General features: G+C 42.4%; 14 protein-coding genes. 9 read left to right on the plus strand and 5 right to left on the minus strand.

Annotated elements, in window-relative coordinates; genetic code table 11:
* The 4 genes from V7D18_RS12615 to V7D18_RS12630 all read left to right on the plus strand — a co-directional run.
* Nucleotides 1-804 (plus strand): AraC family transcriptional regulator (locus V7D18_RS12615; RefSeq protein ID WP_426154633.1); only part of this gene is annotated, 804 nt, incomplete at its 5' end.
* 45 nt (nt 805-849) lie between these two features.
* Entirely contained in the window at nt 850-1,413 is a 564-nt protein-coding gene (locus V7D18_RS12620; protein WP_426154634.1) for a TetR/AcrR family transcriptional regulator, read from the plus strand.
* Nucleotides 1,414-1,521: 108 nt separating this feature from the next.
* Nucleotides 1,522-3,939, plus strand: a complete 2,418-nt coding sequence (lon, locus tag V7D18_RS12625) for an endopeptidase La (protein WP_426154635.1) — start codon at nt 1,522-1,524, stop codon at nt 3,937-3,939.
* Nucleotides 3,940-4,143 carry a DUF1858 domain-containing protein gene (locus tag V7D18_RS12630; RefSeq protein ID WP_426154636.1) on the plus strand — a complete coding sequence of 68 codons (204 nt, stop codon included), beginning with the start codon at nt 3,940-3,942 and terminating at the stop codon, nt 4,141-4,143.
* A gap of 65 nt (nt 4,144-4,208) precedes the next feature.
* On the opposite strand, the gene V7D18_RS12635 is transcribed toward V7D18_RS12630, so the two are convergent.
* A complete protein-coding gene (locus V7D18_RS12635; RefSeq protein ID WP_426154637.1) occupies nt 4,209-4,598 on the minus strand; it encodes a DUF6483 family protein in 390 nt (129 codons plus the stop codon).
* Between the two features lie 151 nt (nt 4,599-4,749).
* On the opposite strand from V7D18_RS12635, the gene V7D18_RS12640 reads away from it, so the two are divergent.
* The 3 genes from V7D18_RS12640 to V7D18_RS12650 all read left to right on the plus strand — a co-directional run bounded on the left by V7D18_RS12640 (nt 4,750) and on the right by V7D18_RS12650 (nt 8,566).
* The gene (locus tag V7D18_RS12640; protein ID WP_426154638.1) at nt 4,750-5,874 is read left to right on the plus strand and encodes a CdaR family transcriptional regulator; all 1,125 of its coding nucleotides are present in this window, start codon (nt 4,750-4,752) and stop codon (nt 5,872-5,874) included.
* A gap of 128 nt (nt 5,875-6,002) precedes the next feature.
* Nucleotides 6,003-7,394, plus strand: coding sequence for a GntP family permease (locus V7D18_RS12645; RefSeq protein ID WP_426154639.1), 1,392 nt, complete (start codon nt 6,003-6,005; stop codon nt 7,392-7,394).
* A 35-nt stretch (nt 7,395-7,429) separates the two neighbouring features.
* Complete coding sequence (locus V7D18_RS12650; protein ID WP_426154640.1) at nt 7,430-8,566, plus strand: glycerate kinase; 1,137 nt, start codon at nt 7,430-7,432, stop codon at nt 8,564-8,566.
* 71 nt (nt 8,567-8,637) lie between these two features.
* Here the strand turns inward: V7D18_RS12650 and V7D18_RS12655 are convergent, their stop codons facing one another.
* From V7D18_RS12655 to V7D18_RS12670, 4 genes are all read right to left on the minus strand, one after another.
* Nucleotides 8,638-10,857: a methyl-accepting chemotaxis protein gene (locus V7D18_RS12655; protein WP_426154641.1), complete on the minus strand. Its 2,220-nt coding sequence runs from the start codon at nt 10,855-10,857 to the stop codon at nt 8,638-8,640.
* A gap of 334 nt (nt 10,858-11,191) precedes the next feature.
* Nucleotides 11,192-11,764 carry a chromate transporter gene (locus tag V7D18_RS12660; protein WP_426154642.1) on the minus strand — a complete coding sequence of 191 codons (573 nt, stop codon included), beginning with the start codon at nt 11,762-11,764 and terminating at the stop codon, nt 11,192-11,194.
* 2 nt (nt 11,765-11,766) lie between these two features.
* A complete protein-coding gene (locus V7D18_RS12665) occupies nt 11,767-12,327 on the minus strand; it encodes a chromate transporter (RefSeq protein ID WP_426154643.1) in 561 nt (186 codons plus the stop codon).
* Between the two features lie 18 nt (nt 12,328-12,345).
* Entirely contained in the window at nt 12,346-12,852 is a 507-nt protein-coding gene (locus tag V7D18_RS12670) for a hypothetical protein (protein WP_426154644.1), read from the minus strand.
* Between the two features lie 146 nt (nt 12,853-12,998).
* Here V7D18_RS12670 and V7D18_RS12675 point away from each other — a divergent pair, with 146 nt between their 5' ends.
* Complete coding sequence (locus tag V7D18_RS12675) at nt 12,999-13,910, plus strand: LysR family transcriptional regulator (RefSeq protein ID WP_426154645.1); 912 nt, start codon at nt 12,999-13,001, stop codon at nt 13,908-13,910.
* A 217-nt stretch (nt 13,911-14,127) separates the two neighbouring features.
* The gene (locus V7D18_RS12680) at nt 14,128-15,078 is read left to right on the plus strand and encodes a dihydrodipicolinate synthase family protein (protein ID WP_426154646.1); all 951 of its coding nucleotides are present in this window, start codon (nt 14,128-14,130) and stop codon (nt 15,076-15,078) included.
* The last annotated feature ends 10 nt before the right edge of the window (nt 15,079-15,088 follow it).

Genomic DNA, 15,088 nt, shown 5'->3' on the forward strand with positions numbered 1-15,088 from the left:
CCGTTGATTTGCGAAGAAAACTTATTAAATCACTGGCATACGGAGCTGGAGATAGCTTATATTTTTCAGGGGCAAAGCGATCATTATGTAGATGGGAACTGCATTCATGCGGCCCCCGGAGATCTGGTGGTTGTAAATTCTGAAAGCATTCACAGCATTATTCCGGATCGTACTGTTTGTGAAAGCAGGGGAATGATCGCCGTGGTCCTTATTATATCCAGGGATTTCGTAAAGGAATGTTTTCCTGATCTGGATTGTCATTATTTTGTAGTATCTGACCAGCTCAACCGCACAGAGGTGAAGCGCATCATGGTCACTCTGTCTGAAAAAGCAAAATGCTCCTGTAATCATGAGGAGAGTCTGCTGATAAAGGGCCTGATTCTGGAGCTGTTTTATTATCTGTGCCAGGATGGATACCAAATGAAGGATTTTGTCATGAACATCAACCAGCAAAAGAATAATGAACGTTTAAAGGGAATCATTCAGCATGTAGAACGACATTATATGGAACCAATTACTCAGTCAGATACTGCAAAGCGTTTTTATTTTACAAAAGAGTATTTTTCCCGTTTTTTTAAGAGAAATACAGGGGTTAATTTCAAACAATATCTGACAAATTACAGAATCTTAAAAGCCAGGAACGAACTGATAGGTACGGATCACAGTATTCTGGAGATCGCACTTAATAACGGATTCTCAGATGAAAGACGTCTGATTGAGTCATTTAAGAAAATATATCAGATTACGCCGCTGCAGTATAGGAAGAAAAATTCCTCTGTTTATATTCGAGAAAAAAATGATTGACAATAAGTGAATGATCGTTTATTATAAAGCCATAGAGGTGATGGAATGAGAAGAAAAGACGACGAAAAGGTGAGGAATATCAAGGAAGCAGTAATCAAGCTGATCCTGCAGGAGGGCTTTCATGGCACTTCTGTCTCTAAAATAGCCAGAATGGCAGGGGTTTCGCCGGCAACGGTATACATCTATTATGAGAATAAGGATGTGATGCTGCATGACATTTACCTGGAGTATTCAGAAGAGATTTACGACTACTTATTAGACAGCATGAAGCAGGAGATGGAAGGCCACAGGCAGATTGAATTACTCATCCGAAGCTATTATAACTACATTCTGGAGAATAAGGAAATTTTCAGTTTTGTGGAACAGTTTTCCAACTGTCCGTCTTTAGCCAACAGCTGTTCCGGTAAACAGGGCATCTGCAAGATTTATCATATGATGGCTGAGATGAAGCAGAACCATATCTTAAGAGATTACCGGGAAGATAATTTACTGGCAATTATTTTCCAGCCGGTGAAAGCCATTGCGGTTGATAACCGGAAGAATGAAGCTCAGAAAGAGGATCTGCTCACAGAGCTGATTATCATGATACAAAATGCAATTATGATGTAATGTTTATAAGCGAGGTTCTTTTATTGATACTTTAAAAGATATCTCGCAAATTAAATCCTGATTGTTAAATGAACATTCACTTAAAATACGCACAGAAAGGATAAAACTATGAAAAATAATAATGATAATAATCTCGGCATAATTGTTCCGGTTTTTAATAAAGTTTTATTGCCTGGTGTGGCGACAATAATACATCTGGAACATCTAAATGAAAGACAGATCATGAGCCTGGAAGAGGAAGAAATCGTAAAAATTGCGCTGCCGCTGAAACAGGATTCGGGCCAGGAAGATAAGAAGGAAGATGATTTTCACCGGATTGGAGTCACCTTTTCCATAAACTCAGTCGAACAGACGGAAAAGGGGGTTCGCCTGTCAGTAGAACTTGGTGACAGAATCCTGGTGAACCAGATCAGTGAAGATAAAGGAGTTTTATACGCAGCATTTGAAGAAGCGCCGGATCTTGCAGATTTGGATGAGGGAAGCCTTAAGGAAATGCTGGGATATATTAAAAAAGTCAGCAATGATATCAGCAGTAAATTTACAGGTGGTGAACAGTATCAGCGGATCGTAAACGGTTTTCATGATATCAACACAATCATGATGTATTTATCCCAGTTTATACAGATATCACCGGAGGAGCGTTATCAGCTGTTAGAAATCCAGTCCTTAAAGGAAAGAAGCCTCCGTTTTATGGATCATATACTGAAGCAGAAGGAAATGATCGAGCTGCAGATGCAGGTAACTGAGAAGTTTTCTGAAAGAGCCAATAAAAGCTATCGGGAAGCAGTTTTAAGAGAACAGTTAAAGGCGATTCAGGAAGAATTAAACGAAGGCAGGGAAGGGGACGGCAAGAAGGACAATGATTACCGTTCAAAGATTGAAGAAGCAGGCATGCCCCAGGAAATAAAGGAGTCAGCCCTGGAAGAATATGAAAAAATGGAGGAACAGGGACCAAACCAGCCGGATTATAAGGTGATGCGCAATTATCTGGATTTGCTGGTTAAGCTGCCCTGGAAAAAACAGCCTGCAAAATCCGTTGATTTAGACGGAGCAAGGAGAATCCTTAATGAGAGGCATTATGGTCTTGATAAAGTAAAGGACAGAATCATACAGCATCTGGCTGTTATGGAGCTGAACAAAGAAAAGAAAGGCTTCATAATCCTGTTAGTGGGTCCTCCCGGAACAGGAAAGACCAGTCTTGGCAAAAGCATTGCCGAGGCTCTTGGCAGACCTTATACCAGATTGAGCCTTGGAGGCGTGAGAGACGAGTCGGAGATCAGGGGACACCGGAGAACCTATGTAGGAGCCATGCCTGGAAGAATCATTCAAAGCATGAAGAAAGCCGGCGCTACCAATCCGGTAATGGTGCTGGATGAAGTGGATAAGCTGATGTCAGGAGGATATAGCGGAGATCCTGCCAGCGCACTCCTGGAAGTACTTGATCCGGAGCAGAACAACACCTTTACAGACCATTATCTGGATGTGCCCTACGACTTATCCGATGTATTTTTCATTGCTACAGCAAACTCCTTAGAGACCATACCTGGACCGCTGCTTGACAGAATGGAAATCATCAGCATCACAAGCTATACGGCAGATGAAAAGTTTCATATTGGTAAAGATCATCTGATCCCGGAAGTATTAAAAGAGCATGGACTGACTTCAAAAGAACTTGTAATTGCAGAGGAAGTGCTGAAAGCAGTCATTAACGATTACACGATGGAAGCCGGAGTCAGAGGCCTCAAAAAGCAGCTGTCATCTCTTGCCAGAACTGCTGCAGAAAGAATCGTATCCAAAAAGACCGATATTCCAGTTGTTGTAAAGGCTGGGGATCTGGAAGACCTCCTGGGAAGAAAAGTATCCCGTCATGAGAAGGCACAGCTGGACAACCCGCCTGGAGTGGTAACCGGACTTGCCTGGACACCGGTAGGAGGGGAGATTTTATTCATCGAAGCGGCTGACATGCCGGGAAGCGGCAATATCATATTAACCGGAAAGCTGGGAGATGTGATGAAGGAATCCGCCAGAATTTCCTTAAGCCTGCTGAAATCCAGACTGCCTCTTAATACCTTTAATTTTAAAGAAAGAGATCTTCATATTCACGTTCCGTCAGGTGCGGTACCAAAGGATGGTCCTTCCGCCGGAATCGCTCTCTTTACTGCTCTGGCATCCTTAGTCACAGGCAGTAAAGTGGATTCCAGACTTGCCATGACTGGAGAGATTACGTTAAGAGGAGCCGTATTACCCATAGGCGGACTGAAAGAGAAGCTTCTGGGGGCTCAGAGAGCGGGAATTAAGAAAGTTCTGATTCCTCAGGATAATGTGATTGATTTAAAGGAGGTGCCGGAAGAGACAAAAGAGGGACTTACCATCATTGCGGTCGAGACCATTGAAGATGTCATAAGAGAAACCATAGGAATTGCGCTGCCCCGTATGGAGCAGGTGCTCCTGCCAAAAGAAGGAGCAGGGCGGTTGTTTGAAACCATTGAGCCAATGAAAAACAATATCAGAAGAGAGGTAATTTAAATGAATCTTACAGTGACAAAGGAAACATTAATCGGAGAAATCTTAGAAGCAGACAGTACCACAGCACCATACTTTTTTGAAATGGGAATGCATTGCCTCGGCTGTCCTTCCTCCACCATGGAAAGTCTGGAAGAAGCCTGTATGGTACACGGAGTTCCAGTTGAGGAGCTGGTCGAAAAATTAAATGGACATATGTCCAGGTAAATCAACTTTTATAAAATCCCCCATTCTGCAGGCTATGATGCAGAACGGGGGATTTGCAGTTATATTCAGACATCACTGTCTCCAAGCATCGCTTCCGCCATGCTCTCATATCCGTAGACTCCTGATACATAACGCAGTCCATCGGATATTTCAGATTTGGAAAAATCGTGGTTATCTAAAAATTCTCCATCTTTATCATTTAACGTGTAATAGAACATCAAAGCCAGTTTTAAGTATTCCATATCGCCTGAATCAAGTTCATCCAGAAGAGTATTCTCGGCTTCATTGATGGAGCCATCCTCAATCAGCTTTTTCAGTTCTTCAAATTTTTCTTCCATATCCCGGCTTTTAAAAGCCCTGTCGTCATTTTTTCCCAGCTCTATGTTAAAAATCAGTTTTAACAGCGTACTCACCATTCCATTATTGATCCGGGTAGCGTAATCATCTGTCAGCATAATATTCTCCTTTTTATAATTTTCTGGCAAGAATTACTGTATCATAACAGTTTGAAAAAGTAAAGAATATCATCGCTTCCGCATTATTGTGGCAGACGGAAAAATATGTTAAGCTGTTATTTATTCAGCAGAGAACGTCAGGAGGTAAGAGATGATTGAAACAGATCTGGCAAAGAAATTTATTGAACAGGTAACCCAGTATACCCAGTACAATATCAATATTATGAATGAACAGGGGGTCATTATCGCAAGCCGGGATGAGAGCAGGGTGGGAACTTTTCATGAGGTTGCCTATTATATTGTGACAGGAAAGGAAGACATGGTGGTAACATCTGGAGAGGAAGATTATCCGGGTGTCAGACCCGGTATTAACATGGTAATTAATATAGACGGAAGGAGGGAAGGAGTAGTTGGTATTACCGGAGAGCCGGCTGAAATTAAGCCTGTTGCATTGATTACAAAAATGGCTATTGAGGCAATGTTAAAATATGAAAAGCAGCAGGAGGAAATCCGGCGCAGAAGAGATAAAAAAGAACACTTTACCAATCTGCTGATCCATGTAGAACATTCTGATCCGGGAGAACTGCGTAGTATGGCGCATCAGCTTAATTATTCTGAAAACTTAATCCGGATCCCGATCTTATGCAAAACAGAGGATGTAAAAGCTGAATTGATACTGGACATGCTGAAACATGGACCGCGTCATGGAAGAGAGGATATCAGCGCAGTTCTTAATGAAAATCATGTACTGATATTTAAAACCATGAAAACAGACAGCACCAAGTTATTTGCTGATTATAAGTATTTGATCGGAGATTATCTCAGTACTGTATTAAAGTGGCTGCGTGAACAGGAGAAGCACTGCAGATTTTTCATTGGTTCTTTTCAGGAGAATTTTACTCAGTATTACTATGCTTACAGGCATTGTGCATGGCTGGAGGAAAAGGAAGTGAGCAGTACAGCGGCATTTTTTTATGATTACACGGGAAAGTATGTGCGTTCCATCGTTCCTTTCAATGAGCTTCAGTGGATGTATCAGACTTATGAGAAGGAAATGAATGAAGATCTGAAGCGGTCATTTATCGAAATTGCAGGTGCACTGATAAAAGCCAATTATAATCTGGTGACAGCCTCAAAAGAGCTCTTTGTTCATAAAAATACACTTTTGTACCGTTACGGCAAGATAAAAGATTACTTTAATATCAACCCCATTGAAGCGGCAAATGACCGTTTTTTTATGGAAACTTTTTATTCTTTTTTAACAAAAGAACATTAGTTTTGTACTGATGATACAAAATTTGACCATGATATTGGGATTCCCGGCAGTGGTTTCCTGACTATGATGATGATAATATTAGGACAAGAAGCTGGTTGCATTATAATTTCATTAAAGGGGGTCATTTTATGACAGGTTTACCATTAATCTTTGTATTTATCCTGGCGATTATTCTGATGATTATGGCTATTTCCAAATTTAAGATTCATCCGTTTATCGCCATCATGACCATCTCTTTGCTGTTAGGCCTTATAGCAGGAATACCGCTGGCAGACAAAACATTGGGAGATGGAACAAAAGTAAGCGGACTCGCATCTGTAATCGGAGCGGGATTTTCCGGCACTTTTTCAAGTATCGGTATCGTAATTATTCTGGGTGCTTTAATTGGAACAGTCCTGGAGAAAACAGGGGCTGCACTGAAACTTGCGGATATGGTCATTAAGCTGGTGGGGAAAAATAATCCCGTTCTGGCAATGGAAATGATGGGCTGGGTCGTCTCCATCCCCGTGTTTTGCGATTCGGGATTTGTTATTTTGAATCCAATCAGAAAAGCGCTGGTTAACAGAACTGCAGCATCATCCGTGGCAATGACTGTGGGACTTTCCTCCGGGTTATATATCTCCCATGTATTTATTCCGCCGACACCAGGACCTATTGCTGCGGCATCCACCCTTGGAATCGGTGAAAATCTCCTTCTTGTAATGGGAATGGGCGCGTTATGTTCCGTTTTCCCCTTAATTGCAGGCTATTTCTATGCCAGATACATTGGAAAAAAGGTGAAATCAGCAGATGAAGCAGATATGGGAGAGATTGGAAAAACCTATGAAGAACTGGTTGCAGAATTTGGAAAACTGCCCAGTGGTGCCAATGCTCTGGCTCCGATTGTGGTTCCAATTCTCCTGATGGCTCTTTCTTCCGCAGTATCCATGGCAGGCATAACCGGACTTGGCGGAGATATTATTAAATTTTTAGGAACTCCTATCATTGCTTTGGCTGTTGGTACACTTTTTAGTATTATTCAGCTCAAAGGGGCAGGAAAAATGAGTGACTTTTATGAAATCACCAATGAAACCTTAAAAACAGTGGGCCCCATTCTTTTTGTTACAGCTGCGGGCGGAGTTCTGGGAAAAGTGATTTCGTCTACAGACATGGTCAATTACATCAAGGATCATGCTTCTGTATTAAGTACCATGGGAATCTTCTTCCCCTTCCTTTTGGCAGCAATTTTAAAGAGTGCACAGGGTTCTTCAACAGTAGCCCTGACTACAACAGCCGGTATTGTGGCGCCTCTTCTTCCCATGCTGGGTCTGGAGAGTCCAGTCAGGATCACTTTGGCCTGCATGGCAATCGGTGCAGGAGCAATGACCGTTTCTCATGCCAATGACTCTTATTTCTGGGTAGTGACGAACTTTGGAGCAATGACGCCGGAAAAAGGATATAAGACCCAGACCATGGCAACTTTGGTTCTTGGAATAGCAGGAATACTGGAAATATTTATTCTGTCACTGATTCTTCATTAGGAATCAGGCATGAAGGGGGAAAGGAGGAACCTGATATGAAGCTGTTATTTGCATCCGATTCTTTTAAAGGAACCCTTTCCAGTGCGCAGACAATCGATCTGTTAGGTAAGGCGGCTAAGGAAATATTTGGACATTGCCAGTGGGAAGGAATTCCGGTTGCGGACGGAGGAGAAGGTACGGCAGACGCAGTAATCGCTGCTGTCAGGGGAGAAAAAGTGCCTGTGACTGTACATGGACCTCTTTTAGAGACGGTTCACACGTATTATGGCAGCCTGGATGAGAAACGGGCTATCATCGAGATGGCTGCAGCTTCAGGTCTGACACTGATACCGGAGAGTCAGAGAGATCCCAGGGTCACTACCAGTTTTGGAACAGGTGAAATGATAAAGGATGCGCTAAAACGAGGGTTCACAGACATTTCCATCGCCATAGGAGGATCAGCAACAAATGATGGCGGAATGGGCTGTATGAAAGCGCTGGGAGCCCGGTTCTTAGATGATAAGGGAAATGAACTAAGCGGGACGGGAGAGGATTTAATCAGGGTCTCAGCAATTGATGTTTCCGGTCTGGATCCCAGGCTCTGCCAGGTAAAACTCACGGTTATGTGCGATGTAAACAATCCGTTATGCGGTCCGGAGGGCGCTGCATATACGTTTGGAAAGCAGAAGGGAGGGACTCCCCCTGTATTAGACCAGCTTGAGAAAGGCATGGAAAATTACAGGAATAGAATCATAGAGAAATTTGGAATCAATCCCGATGAAATCGCCGGTTCAGGAGCCGCGGGCGGTCTGGGTGCTGCACTTTGCGTATTTCTCGGCGGGCAGTTAAAATCCGGTATTGAAACCGTGCTTGATTTAATTGACTTTGACTCCCGTCTGGAGGGTGTTTCTCTTGTAGTTACAGGAGAGGGGCGGGCAGACTGGCAGTCCTGTTTTGGCAAGGTGATGCAGGGAATCGGGCAAAGATGCAGAAGAAAAGGAATAGCAGCTGTTGCTCTCACCGGATCTATGGGCCCGGGAGCGGAGAAAATTTATGATTATGGAATCCGTTCCATTATGACTACGGTTAATGGGGTTATGGAACTTAATGAAGCGTTTGAACGCGCGGAAGACTTATATTATCAGGGAGCAATTCGTATGTTCCGGTTTATTGCGCTTGGGATGGAATTGTAAAGTGAAATAGATATGAAAAACGTACATGACTCAGTGACCGGATCATGTACGTTTTTTTGCTGCTGAATACTTTAATACTTAAAATCTGTGTCTGTTTCAAAAATCTCAGAAGACGGTCTTTCCCTGTGATCTGCCAGACCGGATACTTCTGCTGACTGGTCTTTCCCATTTACCAGCTGGAATTTGCCAACCAGAGATTTTAAATTCACAGCCTGTGCAGACAATTCCTCTGAAGTCGCAGCACTTTCTTCTGAAGTCGCGGAAGTCGTCTGGACAACAGCAGAGATCTGGTCAATTCCGGTTGTGATCTGTGTAACGGCTTCGGCCTGTACATTGGACGCCTCTGCAATTTCAGCGATTTTACCGGTGGAGATTTCCGCTTTTTTAACAACTACCCGGAGAGCCTGTGCTGTTTCATCAGCAATTTTTGTTCCGCTTCCTATTGCTGATATGGCATTTTCAATGAGAGCGGTGGTATTTTTAGCTGCTTCCGCTGATTTGCCTGCCAGGTTTCTCACTTCGTCAGCGACTACAGCGAATCCCTTGCCTGCAGATCCGGCTCTCGCTGCTTCCACGGCTGCGTTGAGAGCAAGAATATTAGTCTGAAAAGCAATATCATCAATGGTTTTGATGATTTTACCAATCTCATTGGAAGTATTTGCAATCTCATTCATTGCCTCTGTCATTTCTGTCATTTTCTGATTGCTCTCGCTGATACCTATGCCTGCTTCCTGAGAAAGGATATTCGCCTCAGCTGCGTTGGCTGCATTTTGTTTGATACGTTCTGAAATTTCTGTTATTGTTGCGGACAGTTCTTCAATGGAAGAGGCCTGCTCGGTCGCTCCCTGGCTGAGTGCCTGGGAAGCATCCGCTACCTGAGAGGCGCCTGTGGATACCTGTTCGGAAGCTTCGTCAATTTCCAGAAGAGTACTGCTTAAATTCAGGCGTATGTTATGCATTGCCTCATAAATATAACGGTATTCACCGGTGTATTTATCCTGGCAGTCAGATTCGACTTGAAAGTTTCCCTGGCTCATTTCGCCAAGCAGATAATTAATATCCTGAATGATCCGCTTTAAATTCTGACTCATTTCCACAAATGTTTTTGATAACAGTCCAATCTCATCATTGCTTTTGATTTCAACCTGAACATCTAAGTTACCGGCTGCAATGTTCTGGGCAGCTGCCACAACTCCATCAATTGGTTTCAATGTCCTGCGTAAAAATACGATAACAACTGAATTAATAAAAATAAGGCACAAAACAGCCAGTACAATCATGACAATCACGCTTCTTACCACATCCTTATTCAGATCGCTTGTGTCAAGACTGCTTGAGGCCCACCAGGTCTGGGACCCGCAGGTGATAGGGTAGTAATGCCTGGACTCCAGAGAACCGTTGGCTTTTCGTGTAGTAATGTGGAATTCCTTTTTGTTTTCCTGCATCTTCACGATCTTTGCGTATTCTGATGCGGGAATTAAGTCCTCCAGCTTTTTTCCAATACTGTCACTTGATTTACTGTCAAAAGCAATCATATTTCCTTCCGTATAGATATCCACATACATGGAAGGATACTTGGCATCAGAGGTTTTGATTCTGGAAAAATTGGATACGTTAATATCTGCCAGAATCACACCGATTACATTATCTCCGTTCATAATTGGATATGCAATGGTACTCATCATCGTCCCTTTGTAATCAAAAGGATCAGTCAGGTATGGAGCTTTTGTTTCCCGTGCTATCCGGTAATAATCCTGATTGGAGTATTCACTGTAAGCTCCAAGAGACTGGGCCGTGTTATTTTTTGCATTGTCACGGTCAACATATACGGAGTAATCTTTGACTGCCGGATCGAATTGTCCGGGCTCAAAAAAAGCTCCTACTCCATATAGGGAATCATTGTTATTAAGAGCTGCCCAGGCTGAATTTGCAATATAGTTCTCCACTTCGTAATTGATTTCTTTCAGCTGGGCATTGTATAGTTTGCTTTTACGGTTGATGTTTTTCCAGTCACTGGTGGCTTCCCCGCCGTTATAAACGCGGTTTAAGTAATCCTGTAAATCTTTGGCAGTGCCAGATGCATCATCGATAATAGATTGAACCATGAGACCATTCTGAGCGGCAATTCCTGTAAACTCGCCATTGATGGCTTTGGAAATTGCATTGCTGGCAAGTATGGCGGAGATTGAAATCAGTAAGGTTAAACTCATAATCAGTATGATGCCTGTGGCAATGGATGTCTTTGCCGCAAGCTTCATATCATTAAAATTAATTTTTTTCTTGTTCTTCATCTAAATGCTCCCTCGAATTAAATAAATAGTAAAAAAGACTTCCCTCCTGTGCACCGGTAATATAGTGATTGCTGACATGGAAAAATTTACCAGTTATCGCATAAAAATAAACTGCATGAAATGCAGCCGAATTTTTACCTATTTAAAAATGACCTCCTTTCCTGCCATCAGATTCATTTTTTATTAACTATCAACTATTAATCGACACAATGCGACATTTTGTTAATAGAAAATTCGTAAAAAAAGATACTGAAATTATGAGGTATGAGGGAGAATAAGATAATTACAACGGTTAAATGCATAATTGTATCATGAAAATAGGAGATAAATGACTTTATACACCAGGTGCGATAAGCTGAACAGCCATCTCCGCAATTCCACACAAAACCATGACGAGAATAGGATCTTTCTTTTTCTTTTGAAGGAGAAATAATGCAGCGGCAAAATAGAGTACCGGGCGCAGCTTCACCTCATCAGGCAGAAAAGAGATGATACCGGATGGAAAAACAGCTGGAAGAAGTATATCCAATCCGGCGACTGCTATCATGGATACGACAGCCGGGCGCAGGCTTTCCAGTATATTCTGGAGAATACTTAAATTTTTATATCGGTTATAGGCCCAGGATAAGAAGGTGACAAACAGACAGGAGGGAAGGACGCAGCCCAGCGTTGCAAAAAAAGCTCCGGGTACTCCGGCGATCTGGTTTCCGACAAAGGTTGCAGAATTAACGGCTATTGGTCCAGGTGTCATCTGTGAAATGGTAATTAAATCGGTAAAATCTTTCATGGTAAGCCACTGATAATTGTAAATAATCTGCTGCCTGATTAACGGCATGGCAGCGTAGCCGCCTCCGAAGCTGAATGCACCAATCTGAAAAAATGCCCAGAACAGTTTTAAATAAATCATGGTTATGCCTCATTTCTAAGTTTTCTGATGATAGTCCTGCATATGCCGGCCAATGCCGCAGCCAGAATGATATAGATCACATTTACGTGATAAAAATAAGCAGCAGCAAAGGAAGCCGCCATAAGGAGGAGGAGAAGAGGGTCTTTCTGTTTTACCACATCACTTCCCATATCGTAAACAACAGAAAGAATCACGGCACCAACTCCTGCTGTCATACCGTTTAACATAGCCTGTATCATATGATTTTCTTTGAAAGCAGTGTAAAAAAAGGAGATTACGGTGAGTATAACAAAAGGCGGGATTACTGCGCCCAGCACGGCGCAAAAAACGCCGGGCAATCCGGCCAGTTTATATCCGACAACTATGGCCCCATTGACAGCAATTGCTCCTGGAGAGGACTGTGCAATCGCCACCAGATCAAGCATTTCCTGCTGGTCAATCCAGTGAAGTTCGTCAACAAATTTCTTCTTCAGCAGAGTGACGATTACATAGCCCCCGCCAAAGGTAAAGGTACTTAAATAGATTGTAGATAAGAATATTTTAATTAGTATTTTTCTGTTCATCTGACTCATTTCCTTTTCCTAATCCGTTATAAATTCGTTCTCTTTGTCTAAGTATCTGCAGAAAATAAAGAACCCCATTAAAATAAAAGGAGAAAAAACCGGATCTGCTTCCACAGACCACCCGCCGCCTTCAAAGCAGTGCTCCAGCCTGACAGCTACCCAGCTGTTTTCATCCATAATACAGTATTCCCGGGTGCTTCTCATGAACAGATCATAAAGCCTGTGTTCCATTGTAAGTCTGATCTGATTCACTGACATTCCGCTCAGTAAAGACAGATTATCGCAGTATATGGGAATGCCGGATAAAATAGTCTGATTGAGAGGATCAGAAAGAACGTAAATCCGGTCTCCGCTCATTTCTCCGCCCTGACAGCTCTTAATATCTGCATACAATTTAATTCTGCCGTCAGGTGAAAGAATGGCTTTTTTTATAGGATAATAGGGCGTTTTTAAGCAGGCCAGCTTTACACCCGGTCTTCCGTTGTCGATCTGATAAAGTTTTCCCGCTTTTATTAAATATTTCATAGAAACTTCCTTTCGTGCAGGTTGCAAGTGCTGTTAACATGTTGTCATTTCTTCTTTTCAGTATAGCACTTGCCCGTTTATAATTAAAATAGTATAATTTTATTAATAACATATGAAATTAGCTATAATAAATCGGAGGTATTACTATGTCGATCCGTCATCTGCGTATATTCCTCACTGTGTGTGAATGTAATAACAGTATAACCAGAGCAGCAAAAAAATTATATATGACCCAGCCGTCAGTTTCTGTAGCCATACAGGAACTGGAAAAGTATTATGGAATCATATTGTTTGACCGCATTTCCCGGAGGCTTTATCTGACTGAGGCAGGAAGACAGTTTCTGGAATATGCACAGCGCATATTTGCGCTGCTTGATGATATGGAAAAGGGCATCAGAAACTGGGACACCATTGGGGTTTTACGTGTTGGGGCAAGCATTACCATTGGTTCCCAGTTTATGCCAAGCTATGTGGAGAAGTTTTCCGCCATGTATCCGGAGGCAGAAGTGCAGGTGTTTATAGGGACCTCCCATCAGCTGGAGCAGAAGCTTTTAAACAACGAACTGGATTTTGCGCTGGTGGAGCGTCCGGTTCATGAAAGCTCTCTTGTTGCGGAACCTTATATGGAGGACTCACTGGCTGTGATTGCTCCCGGCCGTTCTCCCTATTACCCGGGTCAGGTGCTGAAAAAAGAGGAGATAAGCGGACAGAAATTTCTTTTGCGTGAGCATGGAAGCGGGACCAGAGAGCTGTTTGAAGAGGTGATGGAAAAGGAAGACATTACGGTTAAGCCGGTATGGGAGGGGATGAGTACAACCGCTCTGGTGAATGCAGTGATTCATGGGCTGGGAATTGCTGTGGTTCCAAGGCGTATGGTATCCGGCCCATTGGAGAAAAAGCTGGTTTACCCGCTTAAGATCGAAGGGGCAGAGTTTAAAAGATGCTTCTATATCGTTCATCATAAGGACAAGCTTTTAACAAGAACTTTTCAGGAATTTATCGATTTATGCAGATGCTATGAGCTTGATTATCCACTGCCGAAATACAATGGACTTTGAAAATAAACACTAATTTATGCAACTAATTGCAGGAGTATTTAGTTATATTTACAACGACATTTTTGGATGATATAATCTGTTTCACAATATACAAACGTTTGTATCATAATAAAATTGTATATTATATCCAATCCGGGCTGGTAAATCATTCATATGTATTGCGCAATACATGTGAAAACTGATTCATTACATTCTAGCATAAAAAGGAGATAAAAAAATGTCTAAAGTAAAAAACTGGAAAACAATATTCCCTGCAATCTGCGTACCAATGAATGATGATTACAGCATTAATGAAGCTGAACTCAGAAAATATGTCAGCTGGCTTGCCGGCTTTGATGAAATTGAAGGTCTTGTCTGCAATGGACATACAGGAGAGATAACCGGGTTAAACAGACAGGAACGTAAAAGAGTTGTGGAAATTGTAGCAGATGAGGTAGGAGACAGACTGACAATTATTTCAGGAATCAACTGTGAAAATACAGTAGAATCCATTGAGATGGCAAAGGAAGTAAAGGAAGCTGGCGCGGACGGTATTTTACTCATGCCTCCTCATATGTGGCTGCGTTTTGGAATGCATCCGGATGCACCTTTTAACTATATTAAGGACGTGGCAGATGGTGCAGATATAGATATTATTATCCATTTATATCCGGCGATCAGCAAGGCATTTTATCCGGTTGATACTCTGGTTAAGATGTGCAAAGAAATCGATCATGTAAAGGCAATCAAGATGGGAACCCGTGTAACTCCTTTATATGAAAATGATGTCCGGGTTCTTCGCAGAGAAGCTCCTGATGTTTCTCTCATTACATGTCATGATGAAAGCCTGATGTCTTCTCTTACATTCCCCGGCATGGATGGCGCATTAATCGGCTTTGCGGCATGTATTCCGGAACTGATCACAGAAGCATTTAAAGCTTATAAAGCAGGAGACTTCAAAAAAATACATGAATACGATGATAAGATATTCCCGATCTCCAGAGCGATTTACGGCGGAGGACAGCCGTCAGGAGAAGCTCATGCACGTATGAAAGAAGCGCTCTTTCAGAGAGGTATCTTTTCTTCCGCTCTGATGCGCCGTCCGGTGCTTCCGTTAACAGCGGAGGAGAAAGCACAGGTATCAGAAGGCTTAAAAGGAAGCGGCTATACATCAAAAATTACTCTTTAAGTAATAGACA

This window comes from Lacrimispora sp. 38-1 (assembly GCF_049890855.1).
In the GTDB taxonomy this organism is placed as follows: Bacteria; Bacillota; Clostridia; order Lachnospirales; family Lachnospiraceae; genus Lacrimispora.

Excerpts from the sequence above, each read along its gene's own strand:
- V7D18_RS12640 (WP_426154638.1), top strand. The coding sequence starts at position 4,750 with ATGATTGAAACAGATCTGGCAAAGAAATTTATTGAACAGGTAACCCAG.
- V7D18_RS12665 (WP_426154643.1), bottom strand. The coding sequence starts at position 12,327 with ATGAACAGAAAAATACTAATTAAAATATTCTTATCTACAATCTATTTA.
- V7D18_RS12675 (WP_426154645.1), top strand. The coding sequence starts at position 12,999 with ATGTCGATCCGTCATCTGCGTATATTCCTCACTGTGTGTGAATGTAAT.
- lon (WP_426154635.1), top strand. The coding sequence starts at position 1,522 with ATGAAAAATAATAATGATAATAATCTCGGCATAATTGTTCCGGTTTTT.
- V7D18_RS12630 (WP_426154636.1), top strand. The coding sequence starts at position 3,940 with ATGAATCTTACAGTGACAAAGGAAACATTAATCGGAGAAATCTTAGAA.
- V7D18_RS12660 (WP_426154642.1), bottom strand. The coding sequence starts at position 11,764 with ATGATTTATTTAAAACTGTTCTGGGCATTTTTTCAGATTGGTGCATTC.
- V7D18_RS12680 (WP_426154646.1), top strand. The coding sequence starts at position 14,128 with ATGTCTAAAGTAAAAAACTGGAAAACAATATTCCCTGCAATCTGCGTA.
- V7D18_RS12650 (WP_426154640.1), top strand. The coding sequence starts at position 7,430 with ATGAAGCTGTTATTTGCATCCGATTCTTTTAAAGGAACCCTTTCCAGT.
- V7D18_RS12620 (WP_426154634.1), top strand. The coding sequence starts at position 850 with ATGAGAAGAAAAGACGACGAAAAGGTGAGGAATATCAAGGAAGCAGTA.
- V7D18_RS12635 (WP_426154637.1), bottom strand. The coding sequence starts at position 4,598 with ATGCTGACAGATGATTACGCTACCCGGATCAATAATGGAATGGTGAGT.
- V7D18_RS12670 (WP_426154644.1), bottom strand. The coding sequence starts at position 12,852 with ATGAAATATTTAATAAAAGCGGGAAAACTTTATCAGATCGACAACGGA.
- V7D18_RS12655 (WP_426154641.1), bottom strand. The coding sequence starts at position 10,857 with ATGAAGAACAAGAAAAAAATTAATTTTAATGATATGAAGCTTGCGGCA.
- V7D18_RS12645 (WP_426154639.1), top strand. The coding sequence starts at position 6,003 with ATGACAGGTTTACCATTAATCTTTGTATTTATCCTGGCGATTATTCTG.